The sequence below is a fragment of the Mycolicibacterium vaccae NBRC 14118 = CIP 105934 genome (assembly GCF_001552715.1).
In the GTDB taxonomy this organism is placed as follows: Bacteria; Actinomycetota; Actinomycetes; order Mycobacteriales; family Mycobacteriaceae; genus Mycobacterium; species Mycobacterium vaccae.
This window is the reverse complement of the sequence record NZ_BCRS01000025.1, coordinates 22,570-45,236: the sequence shown is the minus strand read 5'-3', so window position 1 is coordinate 45,236 and position 22,667 is coordinate 22,570. Positions and strand designations below refer to the sequence as shown.

Annotated in this window: 22 protein-coding genes; 6 read left to right on the top strand and 16 right to left on the bottom strand. The window is 69.2% G+C overall.

Going from position 1 to position 22,667, the window contains the following annotated elements; translation table 11 throughout:
• The first annotated feature begins 80 nt into the window (after positions 1–80).
• Complete coding sequence (locus tag MVA01S_RS07515; protein ID WP_003931857.1) at positions 81–1,577, top strand: glutamate-cysteine ligase family protein; 1,497 nt, start codon at positions 81–83, stop codon at positions 1,575–1,577.
• On the opposite strand, the gene MVA01S_RS07510 is transcribed toward MVA01S_RS07515, so the two are convergent.
• Complete coding sequence (locus MVA01S_RS07510) at positions 1,568–2,575, bottom strand: PrsW family glutamic-type intramembrane protease (RefSeq protein ID WP_040542032.1); 1,008 nt, start codon at positions 2,573–2,575, stop codon at positions 1,568–1,570. The genes MVA01S_RS07515 and MVA01S_RS07510 overlap by 10 nt on opposite strands.
• Positions 2,572–3,168, bottom strand: coding sequence for a hypothetical protein (locus MVA01S_RS07505; protein WP_003931855.1), 597 nt, complete (start codon positions 3,166–3,168; stop codon positions 2,572–2,574). Before MVA01S_RS07505 ends, MVA01S_RS07510 begins: the two co-directional genes overlap by 4 nt.
• A 221-nt stretch (positions 3,169–3,389) precedes the next feature.
• Here MVA01S_RS07505 and MVA01S_RS07500 point away from each other — a divergent pair, with 221 nt between their 5' ends.
• On the top strand, positions 3,390–4,064 hold the full coding sequence (locus MVA01S_RS07500; protein ID WP_003931854.1) for an SAM-dependent methyltransferase: 675 nt from the start codon (positions 3,390–3,392) through the stop codon (positions 4,062–4,064).
• 3 nt (positions 4,065–4,067) lie between these two features.
• On the opposite strand, the gene MVA01S_RS07495 is transcribed toward MVA01S_RS07500, so the two are convergent.
• The 11 genes from MVA01S_RS07495 to MVA01S_RS07445 form a co-directional block, all read right to left on the bottom strand.
• Positions 4,068–5,468 carry a C4-dicarboxylate transporter DctA gene (locus MVA01S_RS07495; RefSeq protein ID WP_003931853.1) on the bottom strand — a complete coding sequence of 467 codons (1,401 nt, stop codon included), beginning with the start codon at positions 5,466–5,468 and terminating at the stop codon, positions 4,068–4,070.
• Between the two features lie 99 nt (positions 5,469–5,567).
• Positions 5,568–6,647 (bottom strand): ergothioneine biosynthesis PLP-dependent enzyme EgtE, encoded by a 1,080-nt coding sequence (gene egtE, locus MVA01S_RS07490; RefSeq protein ID WP_003931852.1) that lies wholly within the window; start codon positions 6,645–6,647, stop codon positions 5,568–5,570.
• Positions 6,644–7,618, bottom strand: coding sequence for an L-histidine N(alpha)-methyltransferase (gene egtD / locus MVA01S_RS07485; RefSeq protein ID WP_003931851.1), 975 nt, complete (start codon positions 7,616–7,618; stop codon positions 6,644–6,646). The genes egtE and egtD overlap by 4 nt, the downstream gene beginning before the upstream one ends.
• Positions 7,618–8,307, bottom strand: a complete 690-nt coding sequence (gene egtC, locus MVA01S_RS07480) for an ergothioneine biosynthesis protein EgtC (RefSeq protein WP_003931850.1) — start codon at positions 8,305–8,307, stop codon at positions 7,618–7,620. Before egtC ends, egtD begins: the two co-directional genes overlap by 1 nt.
• A complete protein-coding gene (egtB, locus tag MVA01S_RS07475) occupies positions 8,307–9,593 on the bottom strand; it encodes an ergothioneine biosynthesis protein EgtB (RefSeq protein WP_003931849.1) in 1,287 nt (428 codons plus the stop codon). The genes egtC and egtB overlap by 1 nt, the downstream gene beginning before the upstream one ends.
• Positions 9,590–10,864 (bottom strand): ergothioneine biosynthesis glutamate--cysteine ligase EgtA, encoded by a 1,275-nt coding sequence (gene egtA, locus MVA01S_RS07470; RefSeq protein WP_003931848.1) that lies wholly within the window; start codon positions 10,862–10,864, stop codon positions 9,590–9,592. Before egtA ends, egtB begins: the two co-directional genes overlap by 4 nt.
• A gap of 113 nt (positions 10,865–10,977) precedes the next feature.
• Positions 10,978–11,616, bottom strand: coding sequence for a sensor domain-containing protein (locus tag MVA01S_RS07465; protein ID WP_003931847.1), 639 nt, complete (start codon positions 11,614–11,616; stop codon positions 10,978–10,980).
• A 4-nt stretch (positions 11,617–11,620) separates the two neighbouring features.
• Entirely contained in the window at positions 11,621–12,049 is a 429-nt protein-coding gene (locus tag MVA01S_RS07460; RefSeq protein ID WP_003931846.1) for an organic hydroperoxide resistance protein, read from the bottom strand.
• A 42-nt stretch (positions 12,050–12,091) separates the two neighbouring features.
• The gene (locus tag MVA01S_RS07455; protein WP_003931845.1) at positions 12,092–13,534 is read right to left on the bottom strand and encodes a catalase; all 1,443 of its coding nucleotides are present in this window, start codon (positions 13,532–13,534) and stop codon (positions 12,092–12,094) included.
• A gap of 97 nt (positions 13,535–13,631) precedes the next feature.
• Positions 13,632–14,006 carry a hypothetical protein gene (locus MVA01S_RS07450; RefSeq protein ID WP_003931844.1) on the bottom strand — a complete coding sequence of 125 codons (375 nt, stop codon included), beginning with the start codon at positions 14,004–14,006 and terminating at the stop codon, positions 13,632–13,634.
• A 56-nt stretch (positions 14,007–14,062) separates the two neighbouring features.
• A complete protein-coding gene (locus tag MVA01S_RS07445) occupies positions 14,063–14,548 on the bottom strand; it encodes a MarR family winged helix-turn-helix transcriptional regulator (protein WP_003931843.1) in 486 nt (161 codons plus the stop codon).
• 92 nt (positions 14,549–14,640) lie between these two features.
• Between MVA01S_RS07445 and MVA01S_RS07440 the strand changes: the two genes are divergently transcribed.
• Positions 14,641–15,603 (top strand): NmrA/HSCARG family protein, encoded by a 963-nt coding sequence (locus tag MVA01S_RS07440; protein WP_003931842.1) that lies wholly within the window; start codon positions 14,641–14,643, stop codon positions 15,601–15,603.
• A gap of 88 nt (positions 15,604–15,691) precedes the next feature.
• Here MVA01S_RS07440 and MVA01S_RS07435 read toward each other — a convergent pair whose 3' ends face one another.
• The 3 genes from MVA01S_RS07435 to MVA01S_RS07425 form a co-directional block, all read right to left on the bottom strand.
• Complete coding sequence (locus tag MVA01S_RS07435) at positions 15,692–16,768, bottom strand: DUF4185 domain-containing protein (RefSeq protein WP_390176151.1); 1,077 nt, start codon at positions 16,766–16,768, stop codon at positions 15,692–15,694.
• A 39-nt stretch (positions 16,769–16,807) separates the two neighbouring features.
• Positions 16,808–17,842: an aspartate-semialdehyde dehydrogenase gene (locus MVA01S_RS07430; protein WP_003931840.1), complete on the bottom strand. Its 1,035-nt coding sequence runs from the start codon at positions 17,840–17,842 to the stop codon at positions 16,808–16,810.
• A 62-nt stretch (positions 17,843–17,904) separates the two neighbouring features.
• Positions 17,905–19,170, bottom strand: a complete 1,266-nt coding sequence (locus tag MVA01S_RS07425) for an aspartate kinase (RefSeq protein WP_003931839.1) — start codon at positions 19,168–19,170, stop codon at positions 17,905–17,907.
• Between the two features lie 86 nt (positions 19,171–19,256).
• On the opposite strand from MVA01S_RS07425, the gene MVA01S_RS07420 reads away from it, so the two are divergent.
• The 3 genes from MVA01S_RS07420 (at position 19,257) to glnT (ending at position 22,657) form a co-directional block, all read left to right on the top strand.
• Complete coding sequence (locus MVA01S_RS07420) at positions 19,257–19,853, top strand: nitroreductase family protein (protein ID WP_040542075.1); 597 nt, start codon at positions 19,257–19,259, stop codon at positions 19,851–19,853.
• Between the two features lie 136 nt (positions 19,854–19,989).
• Positions 19,990–21,243, top strand: coding sequence for an ammonium transporter (locus tag MVA01S_RS07415; protein ID WP_003931837.1), 1,254 nt, complete (start codon positions 19,990–19,992; stop codon positions 21,241–21,243).
• A gap of 106 nt (positions 21,244–21,349) precedes the next feature.
• Positions 21,350–22,657 (top strand): type III glutamate--ammonia ligase, encoded by a 1,308-nt coding sequence (gene glnT, locus MVA01S_RS07410; protein ID WP_003931836.1) that lies wholly within the window; start codon positions 21,350–21,352, stop codon positions 22,655–22,657.
• Positions 22,658–22,667 lie beyond the last annotated feature (10 nt).

Below are 22,667 nucleotides of genomic sequence, written 5' to 3'. Positions count from 1 at the left end.
CCCGCCGGTCGACATCGAGTTGCGGGGCGGCTTACTCGGTCCTCAGGTCGCGGTGGCCTCGCGCCGATAGGCTTGGGCCCGTGGGCCAGGAAATCAGCGCGCCACTGAGGCAGACCGAGTTCAGCCGCGCGCATCGCCGCGAGTACCGCCGCAAGGTGCAGCTGTGCCTGGACGTGTTCGAGACGATGCTGGCCCAGTCCAGCTTCGATTTCGAGAAGCCACTGACCGGCATGGAGATCGAGTGCAACCTGGTCGACTCCGGCTATCAACCGGCGATGAACAACTCGGAGGTGCTGGCCGCGATCGCCGATCCGGCGTATCAGACCGAACTGGGTGCCTACAACATCGAATTCAACGTTCCGCCACGCCGGTTGCCGGGACGGGCGGCACTGGAGCTCGAAGACGACGTCCGGGCCAGCCTGAACGCGGCGGAGGCCAAGGCCGACTCCGACGGTTCGCACATCGTGATGATCGGGATCCTGCCCACCCTGATGCCCGAACACCTGTCGGGCGACTGGATGAGTGAGTCCGCCCGTTATCAGGCGCTCAACGACTCGATTTTCACCGCGCGCGGCGAGGACATCATGATCGACATCGCGGGCCCCGAGCCCCTGAGCCTGCAGGCCGCGTCGATCGCCCCCGAATCCGCCTGTACCAGCATGCAACTGCACCTTCAGGTGTCGCCGGCCGACTTCGCCGACAACTGGAACGCCGCCCAGGTGCTGGCCGGTCCGCAGTTGGCCCTCGGCGCCAACTCGCCGTACTTCTTCGGCCACCACCTGTGGGCCGAGACCCGGATCGAACTGTTCACCCAGGCCACCGACACCCGTCCGGAGGAACTCAAGACCCAGGGCGTGCGGCCCCGGGTCTGGTTCGGGGAGCGCTGGATCACCTCGATCTTCGATCTGTTCGAAGAGAACGTGCGCTACTTCCCGTCGCTGTTGCCCGAGGTCTCCGACGAGGATCCGGTGGCCGAACTCGCCGCGGGCCGCACCCCGCACCTGTCGGAGCTGCGGCTGCACAACGGCACGGTCTACCGGTGGAACCGGCCGGTGTATGACGTCGTCAACGGCCGGCCCCATCTGCGGGTCGAGAACCGGGTGTTGCCCGCGGGGCCGACGGTGCTGGACATGATGGCCAACGCGGCGTTCTACTACGGCATGCTGCGCAGCCTGTCCGAGGAGGACCGACCGCTGTGGACGAAGATGAGTTTCACTGCGGCCGAGGCGAATTTCGTCGCTGCCGCCCGACACGGGATGGACGCGCGGCTGTACTGGCCCGGCATGGGTGAGGTGACGCCCGACGAGCTGGTCCTGCGCCGGCTCCTGCCGATGGCCGATGAGGGGCTGCGCCGGTGGGGGGTGGCCGCCGAGGTGCGCGACCGCTACCTCGGGGTGATCGAGGGCCGCGCCAAGACCGGTCGCAACGGCGCGGTGTGGCAGAGCGCAACCGTGACTGCGCTCCAGGACCGCGGGTTGACCCGGCCCGAGGCGTTGGCCGAGATGCTCCGGTTGTACTGCGAGCACATGCATTCCAACGAGCCGGTGCACACCTGGGAGCTGCCGGGTCAGGCCTGAATCGCGGCCAGCGCGGCCCGCTGCCGGCGGCGGACGTCTCTGCGCTTGCCCGGCACCCGCCGTCGGCTGCGCCAGGTGGGAAGCGAGGCCACCAGTTCGGGTGTGAAGCCCGCCCGAATCGCTTTGTCACCGTGGGCCATCACCCAGCGGCGTTCCTCACGCAGCAGCAGGGTTGTGACGGTCAGGAGCAGCGCGAGATTGAACCCCATCTTCAGCAGCGTGCCATCGGGAACCGGGGCGTTCCACACGAAGTGCATCAGCGGTCCCGCCGCCAGCAGCAGCGCCGCGGTCACGATCCGCCGCATCCGGCTCCATCCGCTCGGGTTGCTGAAAGTCGGGAGCAACAACAGCAATCCGACCGTGGTCAGGGCCGTGAACGCCCAATGCGACGGGACCGATGTGGCGATCCTGGTGTACATCTGCTCGCCGGCGCCAATCAGGTCGGAATCAAGGCTGGCCAGCGCACCCGTCGTGGCATAGGTCAGATCCTCGAGCATGTCGAAGCCGAAGCCGACGAACATGCCGACAAGCAGAGCGTGGCTGATTCGGGTGCAGACCGACGCACAGAGCACCAAAATCACTGCCGCACAGCTCAATTTGGCGGCCTCTTCGACAAACGGGGCCGTCAGTGCGGGTGCCCACCGCGACAGGGTCACCGGGTCGAGGACCGAAGCCCACACCTGCTCCAAAGTGGTGTTGGCCGACGCGGCCATGGCCAACGCGACGGTTCCACCGAGTGCAGCCCCCGCGAGCAGCATCTGCGGATACCGCACCGCAGCCCGGAACGGATCGAAGCGGGTCATCACCCACACCAGCAGGGCCATGAACGCGATCCAGACCGGAGCGAGCGCGATGTGGGTCTGACTGGTTTCGGCGAACGCCGCCCCCGAGCCGGACAGCAGCCGCCATGTGCCGAGCACCATGGCGCCGATCCACACCCAGAACACCGCGTTGTAGGGCCGGTACACCACCTCTGGGCGCATGGGCAGTGCGGTCATCGGTCGGCCCTGCCGATCGCGGCGAGCAGATCCTGCAGCGGCAGTGCGGGAGTCTCGACGTCTCCGAGGGTCTGCACCAGCACCACCACCTCGTCGTCGGCGATCACCGCGCAGGCGCCGGACATGCCCGCCGCGGTGACGACGCAGGTCTCCCCGGTCAGCCGGCCGTCGCCCGACTGCGCCTGACCTCCGTCGTAGGCGGGTGAGAAGCCCCGCCTCCGGTCGATCTGCATGAGGCGCTCCCCTACCGTTTCCACGTCGCGGCCGTCCAGGTCGTGCGCCTCGATGCGGACGAAGGCGTCCCCGGACTGCCACACCGCCCCGCCGGGCACCGAGGCGACCTCCCAGCCGTCCGGCGGCACCGTGGAGATGACTTCGCCGGACTCCGTTGCCACCTCGACGGTCTCACCGTCTACGGCTGGGGCCGGGTCGTCCGATCCGGATAGCAGAAACGCCGGGATGAGAGGCACGGCGAGCATCCCGGCCACCAGCGCGAGCGCGGCGCGCTTGCCGGTGAGGCGTCGGCGCCCGACCACGATCTCCTCGGCCGCCGTCGACGGCTGTGTCTCCCCCTGTGCGAGTTCGCTGCTCACAGACCGGCAGGTTAGCAGTCACGACACCAGGACCGACGGGAATTCCGCTGAACTGATTCCGATCGGGATCGCATTGGCCTGTCTCCTTGGCTAACAAGTGTCAGTTTCCCGGCCTGGACACCCCGCGGCCCCAGCACCAGACACCACCTCATTCGTTGCCAGGTTGGCGATTCTCTTGGCGTTCGAGTTCGCTAGACCGGCGCGCGGGTAGCGTGGCTGCCATGGCCGAGGTGATGGACTGGGACGGTGTCTACCGGGGTGAGGGCGACTTCGAGGGTGAGCCGCCGTGGAACATCGGCGAACCTCAACCGGAACTGGCCGCGTTGTGGCGCGACGGCAGGTTCCGCAGCGACGTGCTCGACGCGGGTTGCGGGCATGCCGAAATGTCACTGGCGCTGGCCGCCGACGGTTACACCGTGACCGGTGTCGACATCAGCCCGACGGCGATCTCCGCGGCGACCGCGGCGGCCGCCGAGCGCGGGTTGTCGCAACGGGCGTCGTTCGTCGCCGCCGACATCACCGCGCTCACCGGCTTTGACGGCCGGTTCTCCTCCGTCGTGGACAGCACGCTGTTTCATTCGATTCCGGTGGAGTCCCGCGACGCCTACCTGCGGTCGGTGCACCGGGCCGCCGCGCCGGGCGCCGGCTATTTCGTGCTCGTCTTCGCCAAGGGCGCGTTCCCGGCCGAGATGGAGGGCGGCCCCAACGAGGTGACCGAACTCGAACTGCGGGAGGTGGTTTCGCGGTACTGGACGATCGACGACATCCGGCCCGCGCTGATCCACACCAACGTGCCAAAATTGCCCGGCATGCCGCCCCCGCCGCTGGACATGCTCGACGACCGTGGCCGGATGCGGATGCAGGCGTTCCTGCTGTCCGCGCACAAGGATAGCTAGCGGTTACCCGGTCGGGGGGTTGGCGCTGCGCGCCGGCGCCCGCTCCGGTGGGGCGCCGTCCTCGTCGTCGTCGAGCATCGTGGCCTCGTCGAACGGGCGGTCGCCGTCGAGCACCTCGTTGAGCCGTTGGCTGTCCACCGTGCCGGTCCAGGTCCCGACGAGCAGCGTGGCCACGGAGTTGCCCGAGAAGTTGGTCAGCGCCCGCGCCTCGGACATGAAGCGGTCGATGCCGACGATGATGCCGACCCCGTCGAGCAGTTCGGGCCGGTGGCTCTGCAGTCCGGCGGCCAGGGTGGCCAGCCCGGCGCCGCTGACCCCCGCGGCCCCCTTGGACGCGATGATCATGAACGCCAGCAGGCCGATCTGTTCGGGGATCGACAGCGGGTCGCCCAGCGCGTCGGCGATGAACAGCGAGGCCATGGTCAGGTAGATGGCGGTCCCGTCCAGGTTGAACGAGTAGCCCGTAGGCACCACGATGCCGACGGTCGCCGGTGACACACCGGCGTGCTCCATCTTCGCGATCAGCCGCGGCAGGGCCGATTCCGACGACGACGTGGCGACGATCAGCAGGTACTCCCGCGCCAGGTAACGCACCAGTTTGAAGATCGAGACCCGGCACACCGTCCACAGCAGCGCGCCGAGGACCCCGAAGATGAAGATCACGCAGGTGGTGTAGAACGCCGCCATCAGCACGCCGAGTTGGATGACCGCGTCGAAGCCGGTGTCGCCCACCACTTCCGCGATCGCGCCGAACGCCCCGATCGGCGCCAGCCACAGCACCCCGATCAGGATGCGGAACACCAGCCTCTGGAGGGCCTCGATGCCGCGCAGCAGCCCCTCTCCGGTCTGGCCCATGCCCTGGATGCCGAACCCGACCAGCAGTGCGACGAACAGAGCCTGCAACACGTTGCCCTCGGTGACCGCCGAGAACAGCGTCGAGGGGATGATGTTGGCAATGAAGTCCATTGTGCCGCCGGAGGATTCGGCTTCACCGGCGAGTTCGACACCCTTGCTCGGATCGTTGGGCACGTTCAGCCCGGTGCCGGGGCTGATCAGGTTGCCGACGACCAGACCTATCGCGAGCGCGACGGTCGACATGACCAGGAAGTAGGAGATCGCCAGCCCGCCGACCTTGCCGACCGACGCGGCGGCACGGACCTTGCCGATACCGATGACGACCGTGCAGAAGATGACCGGGACGATCATCATCTTGATGAGTTTGACGAACAACTCGCCGAGCACGCCCAGCGAGGACGCCACGTCCGGGGCGACCAGCCCGAGCACGATCCCGGCGATGACGGCGACGATCACCAGGATGTAGAGCCAGTGGGTGCGGTCCCGGTTGGCCTTTCCGGGCGCCTTGTCCCCGGGCGCCTTGTCAGAGTCGGCCTTGGCATCAGTCATCGTCGTCGTCCCTCCGCGCGTGGTGAAGCGGGGATAACCCAATGTGACCCGGCCCACACACGTGTGCCGGGCCGACGGCTGGGCGCTGGTCGAGCAGCCTCAGCGTGTGACGGTGGCCAGTGCCTCCACGAACCGGTCCAGGTCGGCGTCGGTGACGTCGACGTGCGGGGACACCCGCAACGCGGGGTGGGTCATCTCCCGCGGGGCGCGCTCCACGCCCAGGTAGGTGGTCACGATCTGATGCTCGGCGATGAGACGGGCGCGTACTGTCAGCGGGTCGGCGCCGTCGGTGGGCTCCAGGGTGGTGATGGCGCTGGGCTCGTCGACGTGTTCCACCACCCGCCAGCCGGGCAGGTCGGCCAGCGCGGTGCGCGTCTGCGCACCGACCTCGCGCAACCGCGCCTGCACCGCGGCGGGTCCGGCGGCCAGGTGTTCACCCACGGCGACGGAGAACGACACCCGGAGGCCGACGTTTGTCTCGGCGTGGCCGAGCCGGGTGACGGTGTCCTCTGACAGCAGCCCCGGCCGGGTGGCCAGCACCCCGACCCCGCGCGGCCCGGCCGTCCACTTGCGCGACGTCGCGTACACCGCGTCGGCACCGATGCCGGTGAGGTCGAGGTGCGCGAAGCCCTGGGCGGCGTCCACGATCAGCGGGATCCCGTGTCCCCGGCAGGCCGACGCGATGTCGTGCACGGGTTGCACGATGCCGCGGTGGCTGGCCAGCACGGTGAAGTGCACGAGCGCGGGCCGATGGGACGACAGCGCTGCCCCGACGGCGTTGACGTCCAGCCTGCCGAACTCGTCGACCGGGAGGGTTTCGACGCTAAAACCGTTGCGCGCCATCACCGCGAGGCTGGGGCCGAACTCGCCCGGCAGACAGGCCAGGGTGCGCTCCCCGGGCCAGTCCCTGAGCAGGATGTCCAGCGCGTCGTTCGCGCCGGTGGTGAAATATACTGTGGCGTCGGGCATTCCGGTCAGCGTCCGCACCGCCGCGCGGCCCGCGTCGAGCGCGGGCACAGCCGCCTCGGCAGCGACGTAGCCGCCGACCTCGGCTTCGTGGCGGGCGTGTCGGGCCGTGGCATCGATCACCGACAGGCTCTGGCGGGAGCAGGCGGCGCTGTCGAGGTGCACACCGGCCATCGGCGGGCGCGCGGCGCGCCACTGTTCGGCCAGACTCATTTGACCGCGAGGGACAGTCCGAAGTCGCCGGCTTCGTCTGTCCACCAGTGTGTTCGACGCAAACCGGCGGCAGCGAGTTCGCCGTCGACCCCGGCCGGCCGGAACTTGCAGGACACCTCGGTGAGCATCTGCTCGCCGTCGTCGAAGTCGACGGCGAGATCCAGCGCGCCGATGTGGACCCGCTGCGCGCGGGTGCAGCGCAGCCACATCTCGATGCGCTCCTCGGCGTCGTTCCACCGGGCGACGTGCGCGAAGGCGTCGACGTCGAAATCGGCCCCCAGTTCGCGGTTCACGACGGTCAGCACGTTGCGGTTGAACCGGGCGGTGACCCCGGCACTGTCGTCGTAGGCCCGGATCAGGCGGCGGGTGTCCTTGATCAGATCGGTTCCGAGCAGCAGCGTGTCGCCGGGCTGCATGAGCTGGGCCACCGAGGCGAGGAACTGTGCGCGCGGCCCTGGGGTGAGGTTGCCGATCGTCGAACCAAGGAACGCCACCAGACGCCGTCCGGTAACCGGGATCAGCCCCAGGTGCTCCTCGAAATCGCCGCAGACGGCCTCGATCTCGATGCCGGGGTATTCGGCCTGGATCGCCGCGCCCGCGTCCTGCAGCACGCTCGGGTCGACGTCGAACGGCACGAAACGGCGCAGGGAACCACGGTCACGCAGCGCGTCGAGCAGCGTGCGAGTCTTCTCCGACGTCCCGCTTCCCAGCTCGACGAGGGTGTCGGCCCCGGTCACCTCGGCGATCTCGGCGGCGCGGGCACGCAGGATCTGGGCTTCCGCGCGGGTCGGGTAATACTCCGGCAGCCGGGTGATCTGGTCGAACAGGTCGCTGCCCACCGAGTCGTAGAACCATTTGGGCGGCAGGCTTTTCGGAGTCTGCGTGAGACCGTGACGGACGTCGCGGCGCAGGGCCGTCTCGGCGGCGTCGGCGGCCAGGTGGTTGGTGATCGACACGGAGGGTGAAGCCATCACGATCCTTTCAGCGGCGTCAGCCGCACATCTGTGCCGTCGACCTCGACGAGGTGGCGGTCCGGCACTTCCTGCCACGTCGGGTCGTCGTCGTAGGGTTCGCTGGCGACCACCACGCCGTCGGCGCGGCGCAGCACCGACAGCGTGTCCCCCCAGGTGGTGGCCAACAGCCGGGAACCGTTGCCGGCCAAGATGTTCAGGCGCGCATTCGGGTCGTCGGCGGCGACGCCGGAGACCGTGTCGCCGAGGGCGTCCATCCCACGGGCGAAGATCAGCGCCGCGAGAAGCGCACTGTCATTGGTGGACTCGGCGTGCGGCGACGCCGGCAGCACCGCGCGGTCGACGAGCCCGTTGTGCGACAGCAACCAGGTGCCGTCGGTGAACGGCGCGGAAGCCGACGCTTCGATGGGCATGCCGACGCTGGCCGAGCGCACCGCGGCCACCACACAGCTGCTGTGCAACGCGGGCGCGACGGAGGCGAAGGACGCATCACCCCACAGTGGTGCGGCGCTGCGCCAGCGCCGGGCCGCCGCGCCGTCGAAGAAGCCGACGCCCCAGCCGTCGGCGTTCATCAACCCGTGCTTCTGTCTGCGCGGCGCATAGGACTGCACCAGCAGTCCCGACGGCGGGTCCAGGACCAGCGAGGCGACCGAGACCGGTGCGCCCAGCCAGGCCAGGTGTCTACACATCAGGCATCCCAGGCCAGGCGCACGCCCGAGAAGATCTGTCTGCGGATCGGATGGTCCCAGTTGCGGAAACTGGGCCGCAGGATGTCCGGAGCCACCGCCCACGAACCGCCGCGCAGCACCCGGTACTCACCCGATGCGATGCCGTCGAAGAACGGCTGCGAGTACTGCTGGTAGATCATCGGCGTGAAGCCCGGCCACGGGCGCAGCGTCGAGGTGGTCCACTCCCACACATCGCCGAGCATCTGCTCGGCGCCGTATGCGGACGCGCTGTGCGGGTACGCCCCGACGGGCGCCGGCCGCAGCGACTCCCCGCCGAGGTTCGCGACGTCGGTGGTCGGTGCGGCCGCACCCCACGGGTAGCGGCGCCTGCTGCCGGTCGTGGGATCCCACGCGCAGGCCTTCTCCCACTCGATCTCGGTCGGCAGCCGCGCCCCGGCCCAGGCCGCGTACGCCTCGGCCTCGTAGAAGGTGACGTGCTGGACGGGCTCGTCGCCGGGGATGTCCTCGACGTACCCGAAGCGGGTCCGGATGCCTGCGTTCCAGAACATCGGTGCCGTCAGGCCGGCCTTGAGACGGTGCTCCCAGCCCGGCCCGGACCACCACCGCGGCTCGCGGTAGCCGCCGTCGTCGATGAACTGCTGCCACTCCGCGTTGGTGACCGGGACGCGGCCGATGCGGAAGGACGGCACGTCGACGGTGTGCGCCGGGCGCTCGTTGTCCAGGGAGTACGGTTCAGCCGCGGCGTCCACGCCGAGCGTGAACTCCCCGCCGGGGACCAGCACCGAGGTGCCTGCCACCCCGGGGCGTCCCTGCGGCAGCGGCACGCCGCGGTCGAGCAGCGGCGTACCCGGGCGCAGGTTCAGCGCTTGCAGCATGGTCTCGCCGTGCTGGTTCTCGTGGCTGACCACCAACCCGAACGTGAACGCGTCGGGATGGTCGTCGGGCAGTGTGTCCAGCGCGTCGAGCACCTTGCCGCGGACGGTGGCGCAGTAGCTGCGCGCGTCGGTCGGCGGGAGCAGCGGCAGGTCGACGCGGCTGGCACGGGAGTGCACGAACGCGTCGTACAACTGGTCCACCTGCGCCGAGAGCAGACCCGGCCGGTTCGGGTCGCCGCCGCGCAGCAGCCAGAACTCCTCCTGCTGCCCGACGTGGGCGAGATCCCAGACCAGCGGGCTCATCAGCGGGTCGTACTGGCGCCGCAGCTCGGCGTCGTCGAAGTCGACCAGCCGCAGCGTGCGGTCCCTGGCCGTGCTCAGCCCCTCGGCCAGTTCCTCGCGTGTCGTCACAACTCCCCTTGCGCCAGTTCGGTGACCGCGGGCGCGATCCCGTGGGTCGCCACCCGGTCGGCGAAGTCGTCGGCCGGGCAGCGGCCCTGCTCCACCGAACGTACGAGCATCGTCATCGATTCCTCGAGCGGGGCCGGTACCCGCTCGGCCGCGGCGTGCACACACCGGATCGCGGCGCGGTGCAGGCTGGGGTCCTGCAGGCCGAGCTGGGCGGCCCGGTCCCACGCGGTGGCCACCGGTTCGGTGGCCTCGCCGGCGACGGCGGCGGCGGCCGGGTCGTCGAGCAGCGTGGTCAGCGTGTGCACGACCGCGGGCCACACCGCGTCGGGAACGCTGTCGAGGTAGCGCACCTCGAGGAAGCCGCGCGGCCGCACCGGCGGGAACAGCGTGGTCAGGTGATAGTCGAGATCGGCGGCGGTCGGCCTGCGGCCGCCGAGCAGCACGCGCCCGTCGGCCCAGTCGGCGAACGGGGCCCACTGCGTGACCGGCTCCGGGTCCGGGTTGTGCACCAGCATGACCGGCGCGCGCAGCGCATAGCCGGCCCAGTCGCTGGCCGGATCGTCGCCGGCGGCCCCGAGGACCGGCCCGCAGCGGGCCGAGTCCAGCCGGCTCCACACCAGTTGCCGGGTGGACTGCCACCCGGTGAAGTCGCTGCCCAGGATCGGCGAGTTGGCCGCGATCGCAATCATCGTGGGTCCCAGGGCGTGCGCCAGCCGGACCCGGTCGGCCCACCCAGGCTTCGGCCCGGCCTCGAGGTTGACCTGTACCGAGGCCGTCGCGGTCATCATCGCCGCACCGGCGGCACCGGTGTCGCTGGCCCGGAAGAACGTCTCCATCGCGGAGTAGCGCGCGCCGGGATTGACGCGCTCGGCGGGGCGCAGCGGGTCGGCGCCCAGCAACACCAGCCCGAGCCCGGCACGCGCGAACGCCTCCCGCAGCACGGCACGGTCGGAGGCCATGGCCGCGACCGCGGTCGCCGCGTCCGCACCGGGCGGACCCGACAGTTCCACCGCGCCGCCGGGCTCGACGGTGACCGCGCTGCCGCCGGGCAGCGGGGGCACCGCGGCGATCACCGCCGTCAACTCCTCCCAGCCGGGCCGTCGTCGTGGATCGGTCCGGTCGTAACAGTGCGCCTCGATCTCCAGGCCCACCGGCCCGACCGGCCCGTCTTTCAGGCAGGTCTCCACGATGTGGTGCGCGGCCGCTTCCGCGCTGCTCAGTGGATCCAAAGGCTGCTCGACGACATCATCGGATGCCATGGTGCGTGCCATCAGCCACCCCCCTCCGGGTGTGGAACGATCGCGGCGTCTGTACCCATCATCCAGAGCCGACCGACAATGTCGCGCGAATTAATCGGTGACGCCCCGGTGACGTAACGGCGAAATCATTGCCCCAAAGTGTTCTGCATCGCGCCGGCCAGCACGTCGACCGCCGGGCCCCCGTTGCCCGACTGGCAGACCTTGGCCTGCAGTAGAACGTTCTCCCGCAGGCGTGTCGTGACGAAGCAGCGCCGGTCGGTGCCGGCCTCCTGTTTGACCCAGTTCGCGTCGGTCGCGGTGGCCGGGCCGCCGGTGAACGTCCACACCTGGGTGGTGAAGTTGTCCAGGTGCATGGCGGTGGTCTGGCCGTTGCAGCCGACCGTCCGGTCGACCACCCGGTGGAACGCGCGGTCGGCGGCGTCGCCGGTGGCGAACACGCCGACCGCCTGTTTGACGAAATGTGCCATGTCGGAGGGCGACTCGTGGGCGACGGCGCCGTTGAACGCCGCCAGGTCGGGATCGTTGTACACCTCGGGCAGGCCGATGTCGGCCCAGTTGTTGCACGCGGGGTTGTCCACGTAGAACGCCTGGAACGGGTTGGTGTAGACCGATTCGAACCCGAACCGGGCGCCGACGATGTTGCCGACCGAACCCTTGCTCATCACCGCGTAGTTCACGACACCGGGGTCCGACGGGCGCGCCGATGCCGGCGCGGCCAGCGCCAGCGCCACCATCGCGGCCCCCGCCACGACTGCAGCACGCATCCGGTCAGACCTTCGCCAGCAGCTTGACATCGATGTTGCCGCGCGTGGCCTTCGAATACGGGCACACGCCGTGTGCCTTTTCCATCAGCTCGTCGGCGACCTGTTTCTCGAGTCCGGGCAGGTAGCCGATCAGCTCGACCGTCAGCCCGAACCCGCCCTCGGGGTCTTTGCCGATGCCCACCCTGGCGGTGATCCCGCTGGCGTTGTCGAGGGCGATCTTCTCGTTCTTGGCGACCAGTTGCAGCGCACCGAGGAAACAGGCGGCGTACCCCGACGAGAACAGCAGCTCGGGATTGACTCCCTCACCACTGCCACCCATCTCCTTGGGTGGACGGGTGTCGAAATCGAGCTTGCCGTCGGTCGATTTCACGTGGCCGTCGCGGCCACCCCCGGTCGCGGTGGACTCCGCGGTGTAGACGACTTCGATGTTCATCCACCCGATCATGCCAGCCGAACCGGGAGTGGCCGAGTGGCGTCAGCCGCCGCGCACCCCCTCCTCGACCTTCTTGCCCAGGTCGGCGTCGACGTTGCGCCAGTAGTCGAACACCCGGGACAGCACAGGTTCCTTCACCCCGTCGGACACGTGGCCGATGATGTTGTGCGCCAGCCGCTCCCGGGCGGCGTCGTCGAGCACCTCACGGACCATGGTGCCGGCCTGGCCCCAGTCGTCATCGTCGGGGCGCAGCGCGTAGGCCGTGCGGACCATGTCGCCGTCCGAGGCCCAGTGCACCTCGGAAGCCCGGCGCGGATCGGCCTCCGGCCCGCCCATCGAGTTCGGTGCGTACACCGGGTCGGTGGCGTTGCGGATGCGCATCGCGCCGTCCTTGCTGTAGGCGCGGACCTCGGTCTTGGGCTCGTTGACCGGAATCTGCTTGTAGTTCACGCCGAGTCGGGCGCGATGGGCGTCGGCGTAGGAGAACCCGCGGGCCAGCAGCATCTTGTCCGGGCTCAGCCCGGTGCCGGGCACGATGTTGTTCGGTTCGAACGCCGCCTGCTCGATCTGGGCGTGGTAGTCCACGACGTTGCGGTTCAGTGTCATCCTGCCGACCTCGTGCAGCGGGTAGTCGCTGTGCGGCCAGACCTTGGTCAGGTCGAACGGGTTGAACCGGTAGGTCTTCGCGTCCTCGAACGGCATGAGCTGCACGTGCAGCGTCCAGCTCGGGAAGTTGCCGTCCTCGATCGAGTTGTACAGGTCGCGCTGGTGGTAGTCGGCGTCCTCGCCGGCCAGCCGGTCGGCGTCCTCCTGGGTCAGGAAGTCGATGCCCTGGTCGGTCTTGAAGTGGTACTTCACCCAGAACATCTCGTCGGCGTCGTTGAGCCAGCTGTAGGTGTGGCTGGAGTAGCCGTTCATGTTCCGCCAGGTCTTCGGGATGCCGCGGTCGCCCATCAGCCAGGTCACCTGGTGCGCCGACTCGGGCGAGAGCGTCCAGAAGTCCCACTGCATGTGGTGATCGCGAAGATTGTTGGCGGCCATCCGTTTCTGACTGCGGATGAAGTTCTGGAACTTCATCGGGTCCCGGACGAAGAACACCGGGGTGTTGTTGCCGACCATGTCGAAATTGCCGTCGGGTGTGTAGAACTTCAGCGAGAAGCCGCGGGGGTCGCGCCAGGTGTCCGGGCTGCCGCGCTCACCGGCCACGGTCGAGAATCTCGCGACCATCTCGGTCTTGGCCCCCGGCTGCAGGAACGTCGCCTTGGTGTAGGCCGAGACGTCCTGGGTGACCTCGAACTGCCCGAACGCCCCGCCACCTTTGGCGTGCGGTTGCCGCTCCGGGATGCGTTCCCGGTTGAAGTTGGCCATCTGCTCGATCAGGTAATGGTCCTGCAGCAGGATCGGTCCGTCGGATCCCACGGTCAACGAGTGCTCGAAGCTGGGGAACGGCGCACCGCCGTCGGTGGTCGCGAACTTGTCGGTCATGTCTTCTCCTCGGCAAGGAACGGCATCGGGCTGAGCCGTCGTCCTTCGGTGCCGGGGTACCCGATGGATGCGTAAAGCATCCCCAGAACGAAATCCGTCAGGGACGTGCGGGAGCGGGAGCAGGTGTGCCGCCTTCACGCGGGATCTCGAGCGCCGGCCCGCCGGAGCCGAACGGGCCGGGGAAGCCTGGCCCGCGGTCGAATCCGCCGCGCGGACCCATCGGCGACATCGGCGGGCCGGCATGGCCCGCGACGCCGTAGCCGCCGTGGTGCTGGTGGCGCGGGCCGCCGTCGAGACTCTTGCCGACGACGACGCCGAAACCGAAGATCACCGCGACGATGAACACCGACCCGGCGACGATGCCGACCCACGCGGCAGCCTTGTTGAGACGGCTCGGCGGCCGGTGGGCGTACACCGGCTGCGGGATCGGTGCGGTGGTGGCTTCGTGTTCTGCAGGCGTGGTTTCTGTCATGCCGGCGATCCTTCGCGCTGATCCCCTGTGTGCGTTAGGCGCACGCTGTGAATCAGCTATGTGCTTGGTGCGAGAGTGCAGTTCTCGGCGATGTGGGTGGTGAGCGCGGCCATGACGTCGCGGGAGGCCTCCCCCAGCGCGGCCAGGCGTTCCGGGCCGAGCACGTCGACGAACAGTTCCCGGACCCGCGCCGCGTTCGCCGGGGCGGCCGCTTCGACGGCCTTTCGGCCTGCCGGAGTGAGGACGACATCGGGGTAACGGCCCTGCGACGCCTCCCGCCGGATCAGCCCGCGTTTCTCCATCCGGCCGAGGTGATGGGACAGCCGGCTCTTCTCCCACTGGGTCGTGCCCGCCAGCTCGGACGAGCGCAACCGGTCCGAAGGCGCCTCGGACAGATTCACCAGGATCTCGAAGTCGGACTCCGACAGCCCGAACTCCCGCTGCAGGTGGGCGGCCAGATGACGCTCCAGCAGGTGGCGCATGTCGGTGAAGCTTCGCCATGCCCGCAACTCGTCCTCGGTGAGGCCCGCCATTTCCGCCATGCCGCAAAACCCTACCCGTTGGTTGACGCATCAACCCAGCACGCCTACCGTGGGACGGGTTGATACATCAACCTAAAGAGGAGCGGAGCAACATGACCGACAGGAAGACGATCGCAGTGGTGGGCGCCACCGGAGCCCAAGGCGGCGGGCTGGCCGAGGCCCTCCTGGCCGACCCCGCCGGAACGTTCGCGGTACGTGCGCTGACACGAAGCGCGTCGTCGGACCGGGCCCGCGCGCTCGCGGCCGCCGGCGCGGACGTCGTGGAGGCCGACCTGGACGACGTCGCCGGCCTGCGCGACGCATTCGACGGCGCACACGGCGCCTTCGTCGTGACCAACTACTGGGCTCGGGCGCAACCGTCGGACGACCGGACCGCGGCCGAGCGGGAACTGGACCAGGCACGCAACGCCGCCGCGGCGGCAAAGCAGGCGGGCGTGGCACACGTCGTCTGGTCCACCCTGGAGGACACCCGGGACCACTTCGGCGACACCGACCGGGTGCCCGACGTCGACGGACGTTACAAGGTCCCGCATTTCGACGCGAAGGCCGAGGCGGACAGCTTCTTCACCGAGCACGGCGCGCCGACGACGTTCCTGCGCACCACGATGTTCTTCGAGGGCTTCACGGGCGCGATGGGGCCGACACGGGACTCGGAGGGCCGGCTGGCCTTGACGCTGCCGATGGCCGATCAGCGGCTGTCGACCATCGCGGTCGGCGACATCGGGAAGGCGGCGTTGGGAATCTTCCGCCGGGGCGACGAATTCGTCGGCAGCACAGTCAGTATCGCCGGCGACCACCTGACCGGGGAGCAGTACGCCGCCGCGCTGGGCGACGCGCTCGGCGAGCCGGTGTCCTACCGCCCGGCCTCCTGGGACGACTTCCGCGCGCAGGGCTTCCCGGGCGCGGTGGAGATGGGCAACATGTTCCAGTACTACGCGGAGAACTCCGCGGACTTCGCCGGAGCACGGGACCTGGCCGCCGTACGGGAGCTCAATCCCGAGCTACTGTCCTTCCGCGACTGGCTGGCGTTGCACGCCAACGAGATCCGCGTCTGACCGTCTGAGCGGGCCCGCATCCGCCGAGACTGAAGTAGATGGCGATTTTCGGCCCGAGGTTCGCGAACTACTTCAGATTGGGCGGGACTCACCAGGGCTTGATCGGGTTCACCGCGAACTGGATCACCCGGTACGGGGCGCCGCCGCGAGGTGTGGTGTTCCACTGGCTGACGAACACGCGCACCGCGTCCGGGGTGGAGCGCGGCGAGAGATAGCCGCCGTAGGGCTGGGCCAGCCGATTGTCCTGCGGCGGCGGCAGATCCTCGACGCGTTCGGGCCACGGCGCGGCGACCACCACCGTCGTCACCGGTGCGGTGCCCAGCTGCGTCGGTGCGTTGGCCACCCTGATCTCCATGTTCCCGGTGGTGGCGTTGAAGTACGACAGCACTGTCTGCCCGTCGATCTGGCGCACGCTCATCTCACCGACCCGGTCGGGCCACAGCGGCGCCGGCTCACCGCCCCACCCGTGCCCGGTCCACCCCTGCCAGGTGGCCCGGTCGGTGAACGACTGCGGCGTGGCCCGATAGAGCACGACGGGTCCGCTGCGGTCGAAATTGTTGGCCACGATGTACACCCAGCCGCGGGGCGATTCGGCGGTGGGGATCGGGTCGTAGTAGCCGCTGATCTGCGACTGCCGCCCGTCCGCATACCCCGCGTCCCGGACCGACCCCGGAATGGTCTGCCAATTGGCCTGCCCGGCAACCGCTTTGACGAGCCGAGAGCTCTCGGGGCGCAGGTCCCTGGTGGTGGTCACCAGCATCCAGTTCTCGCGGTTGATCTCGATGACGCCGGCGGGCAGCTGCGAGGTACCCGGTGGTGCGGCGTCGGCCAGCAGCGGCGCCGAGACACCTGTCACGCCGTCGTAGCGGACCCCGCCGGCGTCCTCCAGCGAATCCCCGACCACGTGCAGCGCGACCGGCGAGTACCAGCCCCCGAAGCCGACGCCCTGTCCGGCGAAGCTGTCACCGCAGACCTGCAGGATCCCGCTCGGGAACGACATGAACTCACAGAGGTCGGTCGCCCCGATGCCGTAGTCCGCGGTCGGGGTGCCCGTGCCGGCCACCGGGCCGACCCGCAGCACTTGGCCGGGTTGCAGCGGAGGCAGCTCCACCGGCGTCGCACTCGCCACACCCCCCGCCGAACTCGCATTCCACGCGGCCAGAATCGCGATTATCGCGCGTGGAATGCAATTTCGGCGGAACACTTACAACTGGGCGGCCAGCAGCTCGGCGATCTGGATCGTGTTGAGCGCCGCACCCTTTCGAAGGTTGTCGCCCGAGACGAACAGTGCGAGACCGCGCCCGTCCGGCACGCCCGGGTCCTGGCGGATCCGGCCGACCAGCGAGTCGTCGGCACCCGCGGCGGCCAGCGGCGTCGGTACATCCACCAGGCTCACCCCCGGCGCCTCACGCAGAATCTCGGTGGCCCGCGCCACCGACAGCGGTTCGGCGAACTCGGCGTTGATCGACAGCGAGTGCCCGGTGAAGACCGGCACGCGCACGCAGGTGCCCGACACCAGCAGGTCGGGGATGCCCAGGATCTTGCGGCTCTCGTTGCGCAGCTTCTGGTCCTCGTCGGTCTCCCCGGACCCGTCGTCGACGAGCGAGCCGGCCAGCGGGACGACGTTGAACGCGATCGGTGCGACGTACTTGTTCGGCGCCGGGAACTGCAGCGCCGAGCCGTCGTGCACCAGTTGCTCGGCTCCGTCGATGACGGCACGCACCTGGGTGGCGAGCTCTTCCACCCCGGCCAGGCCACTACCGGAAACCGCCTGGTAGCTCGAGACGATCAGCCGTGTCAGCCCGGCCTCCTCGTGCAGCGGCTTGAGCACGGGCATAGCGGCCATGGTCGTGCAGTTCGGGTTGGCGATGATGCCCTTGGGCCGAATTCCGGCATCCCGCTCGAAGTTCACCTCGGAGACCACCAGCGGAACATCGGGGTCCTTGCGCCACGCCGACGAGTTGTCGACGACGACCGCACCGGCCGCGGCGAACCGCGGCGCCTGCACCCGCGACATCGTCGCGCCGGCCGAGAACAGCGCAATGTCCAGCCCGGACGGATCGGCGGTCGAGGCGTCCTCGACCTCGATCTCCCGGCCCCGGAACTCCAGCTTCTTGCCCGCCGACCGCGCGGAGGCGAAGAACCGCACCTCGTCAGCCGGGAAATCGCGCTCGGCCAACAGGTTCCGCATCACCTGGCCGACCTGGCCGGTCGCCCCGACCACACCGATGTTGACCATCTATCTTTCCCGTCGCTTCGCTCGCCCCATCTATCTTTCCCGCCGCTTCGCTCGCCCCATCGTTACCGGCCTGTCCCCGCGTACACGACTGCCTCTTCCGCTCCGCCGAGGCCGAACGCCTCGTGCAGCGCCGCGACCGCCCGGTCGAGCTCGGTGTCCTTGATCAGCACCGAGATCCGGATCTCGGAGGTGGAGATCAGGTCGATGTTGATGCCCGCCTTGGCCAGCGCCTCACAGAACGTCGCCGTCACACCCGGGTGCGACCGCATCCCGGCGCCGATCAGCGACACCTTGCCGATGAGGTCGTCGTAGAGCACGCGGGTGAAGCCGATCTCGTCCTGCAGCGCGGTGAGCTTCTCCACCGCACCCGGTCCGCTCTCGCGGGAGCAGGTGAACGTGATGTCGGTCTTGCCGTCTTCGACCTTCGAGATGTTCTGCAGCACCATGTCGATGTTGACGTCGACATCGGCCAGTGCGCGGAACACCCGCGCGGCGTAGCCCGGCACGTCGGGCAGCCCGACGACCGTCACCTTCGCCTCGCCGCGGTCGTGTGCAACTCCGGTGAGGATGGCGTCTTCCATCGGGATGTCCTCCATCGATCCTTTGACGAGCGTGCCCGGCCTGTCGGTGTACGACGACCGGACGTGAATGGGCAGGTTGTACCGGCGCGCGTACTCGACACAGCGCAGCATCAGCACCTTGGCTCCGGCGGCGGCCATCTCCAGCATCTCCTCGAAGGAGACGGTGTCGAGGCGGCGGGCGTTGGACACGATGCGCGGATCGGCGGTGAAGATGCCGTCGACGTCGGTGTAGATCTCGCACACGTCGGCGTTCAGCGCCGCGGCCACCGCGACCGCCGTGGTGTCCGACCCGCCGCGGCCCAGCGTGGTGACGTCCTTGGTGTCCTGGCTGACGCCCTGGAAGCCCGCGACCAGCACGATCTTGCCTTCGTCCAGCGCGGCCCGCAGCCGGCCCGGGTTGACGTCGATGATCTTGGCGTTGCCGTGGATACCGGTGGTGATGACACCGGCCTGCGATCCGGTGAACGAGCGAGCCTCGGCGCCGAGGGACTCGATCGCCATCGCGACCAGCGCGTTGGAGATGCGCTCACCTGCGGTGAGCAGCATGTCCAGCTCGCGCGCCGGCGGCGCCGGCGACACCTGCTTGGCCAGGTCCAGCAACTCGTCGGTGGTGTCGCCCATCGCCGAGACGACCACGACGACGTCGTGGCCCGCCTTCTTGGTCTCGACGATCCGCTCGGCCACACGGCGGATCCGCTCGGCGTCGGACACCGAGGATCCGCCGTATTTCTGTACGACGAGCGCCACTGCAGGACCTTTCGAAAGCGGGGAGAGATCCCATAAAGGATAGAGGTAGTGCGCACGTGGTTTCTCCCGCCGGTAGCGTGCCGGGTGTGCCCGCCGTGCCCGCCGATCGGTCGGCCGACACCTCGGTCCCGATTCACCCCCCGATCGCCCAGCGCTGGAGCCCCCGCGCGTTCGACCCGGATGCCGCCCTGTCCCGCGAGGATCTGCTCGCGCTGCTGGAGGCCGCGCGATGGGCTCCGACGTGGGGACGACGTCAACCGGTGCGGTTCGTGGTGGGGGTGCGCGCGGATGCGGCGTTCACCGCGATCGCCGCGCTGCTGCGGCGCGGCAACGCCTATGCGACGGCCGCCGGCGCGCTGATCCTGGTCTGCGCCGACGACGGCGACGACGAGAAAACCCAACGCTACGCCGCGGTCGATGCCGGCGCGGCTATGGCCAACGTCACCGTCGAGGCGGTCTCCCGCGGCCTGATCGCCCACCCGATGGCCGGATTCGACGTGACCGGCGCGGCCGAGACCTTCGGGCTGGCGCCGACCCTGCGGCCGCTGATCGTGATCGCCGCCGGTCACCTTGCCGACCCTGCGTCGACGGCCCCGGAGATCGCCGAGCGGGACCGGCTGCCCCGGCACCGCCTGCCCCTGCCCGACATCGTGCTGAACTGGGACGACCTGCCCGGCAGGTGAGGCGCCGGCCTCACAGGCAGCTGCCAGGAGCTGGTTACGCCGACGCAACGCGGCGCGACCGTCCAGTTAACAGGAGCGGCAGTAACTGTCAGTGATCGGCTCCACGCAGGAGCCGCACACTCGCAGGAGGACGTCTATGGATACCGGGACGACCGCGTTCATGCTCTGCTGCATCATCGGCCTCACGCTGATGATCCCCGGCCTCGCGTTGTTCTACGGCGGCATGGTGTCGGTGAAGAGCTCGACCAACATGATGATGATGACGTTCGGCGCCGCAGCCCTGGTGGGCGTGCTGTGGGTGCTGTTCGGCTTCTCGATGACATTCGGCACGAGCTACGGCGGCTTCGTCGGCAGCTTCACCGAGTTCGCCGGGATGACGAACCTGACCGAACCCATGACGACCGTGGCCGGGCTGCCGGTCAGCCTGTTCTCACTGTTCCAGGCGTTGTTCGCCGCGATCACCGTCGCGCTGATCTCCGGGGCGGTCGCCGACCGGATGAAGTTCGGCGCGTGGATGGGGTTCGCGGCGCTGTGGGCGGTGCTCGTCTACTTCCCGGTCGCGCACTGGGTGTTCGCGTTCGACGGCGTGGTCACCGAGGACTCGGTCGGCGGCTGGATCGCCAACCGGCTGGGCGCACTGGACTTCGCCGGCGGCACCGCGGTGCACATCAACGCCGGCGCCGCCGCGCTCGCGGTGGCGATCGTGCTGGGCAAGTCGCGGAACTTCGGCCAGCTGCGCAAGCCGCACAACGTGCCGCTGACCCTGCTCGGCGCCGGGCTGCTGTGGGCCGGCTGGTATGCGTTCAACGGCGGCTCCGCGTTGTCGGCGGGCAACTCGGCGGCGATCGTGATGGTGACGACGTTCGTCGCGACATGCGCCGCGACGCTGGCCTGGATCGCCGTGGAGCGGTTCAAGGACGGGCACGTGACCGGGGTAGGGGCGGCCTCCGGGGCGATCACCGGTCTGGTGGCGATCACCCCGGCCTGCGGCGCGGTCACCCCGGTCGGCGCGATCATCCTCGGCGCCGTCGCCGGCGCGGTCTGCGTGTACGCGGTCGGCCTCAAAGAGCGCTTCGGCTACGACGACTCGCTCGACGTCGTCGGCGTGCACCTGGTCGGCGGGATCATCGGCACGCTGCTGATCGGGCTGCTCGCCAGCGAGACCATGCCGAACGCCACCAACGGCCTGTTCTACGGCGGCGGCATCGATCAGCTGGGCAAGCAGGCGGTCGCCGCGGCCGCGGTGATGGCGTACTCGTTCGCCGTCGCGTTCGCGATCGCCTTCGTACTGAAAAAGACTGTCGGCATTCGCATTTCGCCCGACGACGAGGAGAAGGGCATCGACGCGGCGTTCCACCGCGAGGCGTCCTACGAAATTCAGCCTGCCTGACCGAGGGGCCGGCCGGTGCAGGTGTACGCGCCTGCACCGGCCGCTCGCCGTGCGGTGGGTTTCCCTGCGTGATACTTTGATTCACATCAAGAGACAAGGACGGGAAATGGCTTCTGACCTGGCAACTCTGGCCGAGCAATCCGGCACCAAGTTCATCCTCGCGTTGTTCGTCGACCTGCGTGGCAAGCCGTGCGCCAAGCTGGTGCCGGTCGAGGCCGTCGACCTGCTGGCGACCGACGGCGTCGGCTTCGCCGGCTATGCGGTCGGCGCGATGGGCCAGGAACCCAAGGACCCGGACCTGATGGCCATCCCCGATCCGGAGTCGTTCACCCCGATCCCGTTCGTCAAGGACGGCCTGGCGCTCGTGCACTGCGACCCGCACGTCAACGGACAACCGTGGCCGTATGCGCCGCGGGTCATCCTCAAGTCCCTGATCCAGCGCTGCTCGGACGCCGGGTTCGAGCCGTGGGTGGGGGCCGAGGTCGAGTATTTCCTGTTGTCCCGCAACGCCGATGGCGGCATCGCGGTCGCCGACACCGCCGACACCGCCGCCCAGCCCTGCTACGACGCCCGCGGCGTCACCCGCATGTACGACCACCTGACCGCGGTGTCGACCGCGATGAATCAGCTGGGCTGGTCCAACTACGCCAACGACCACGAGGACGGCAACGGCCAGTTCGAGCAGAACTTCGAGTTCGCCGACGCGTTGACCACCGCCGACCGGGTGATCACGCTGCGCTACCTGCTGTCGATGATCGCCGCCGAGCGCGGCATGATCGCCACCTTCATGCCGAAACCGTTCGGCGACAAGACCGGCAGCGGCCTGCACTTCCACCTGTCGCTGACCAGCGGGGGCACCCCGGTGTTTCCCGCCGAGGAGGACAGCCGGGGCCTCGGCCTGTCCGACACCGCCTACGGGTTCATCGGCGGCATCCTCGAACATGCCTGCGCGCTGCAGGCCGTGGTCGCCCCGACGGTGAACTCCTACAAGCGCACCGGCGCGGTGTCGACGTCCTCGGGGGCGTCCTGGGCGCCCCGGCTGCCCACCTACGGCGGCAACGACCGCACCCACTACATCCGCGTCCCGGACTCCGACCGAATCGAGATGCGCGGCGGGGACGGCTCGGCCAACCCCTATCTGGCGATCGCCGCCGCGCTCGGCGCGGGAATCGACGGCATCAAACGCAGCACCGACCCCGGCGCCGTCGGGCAGGGCGTCAGCACCAGGACGCTTCCGCCCACCCTGCTGCACGCGATCGAGGATTTCGAGACCGACCCCCTGGTGACCGGCGTGCTCGACACCGCAGGCCCCGGGGTCGCGGAGTACTTCGCGCGCGTCAAACGCGAGGAGTTCTTCGCTTACCACAGCTCGGTCAGCGCGTGGGAGCTCGACCAGTACCTCACGGCCTTCTGAGCCGAATCCA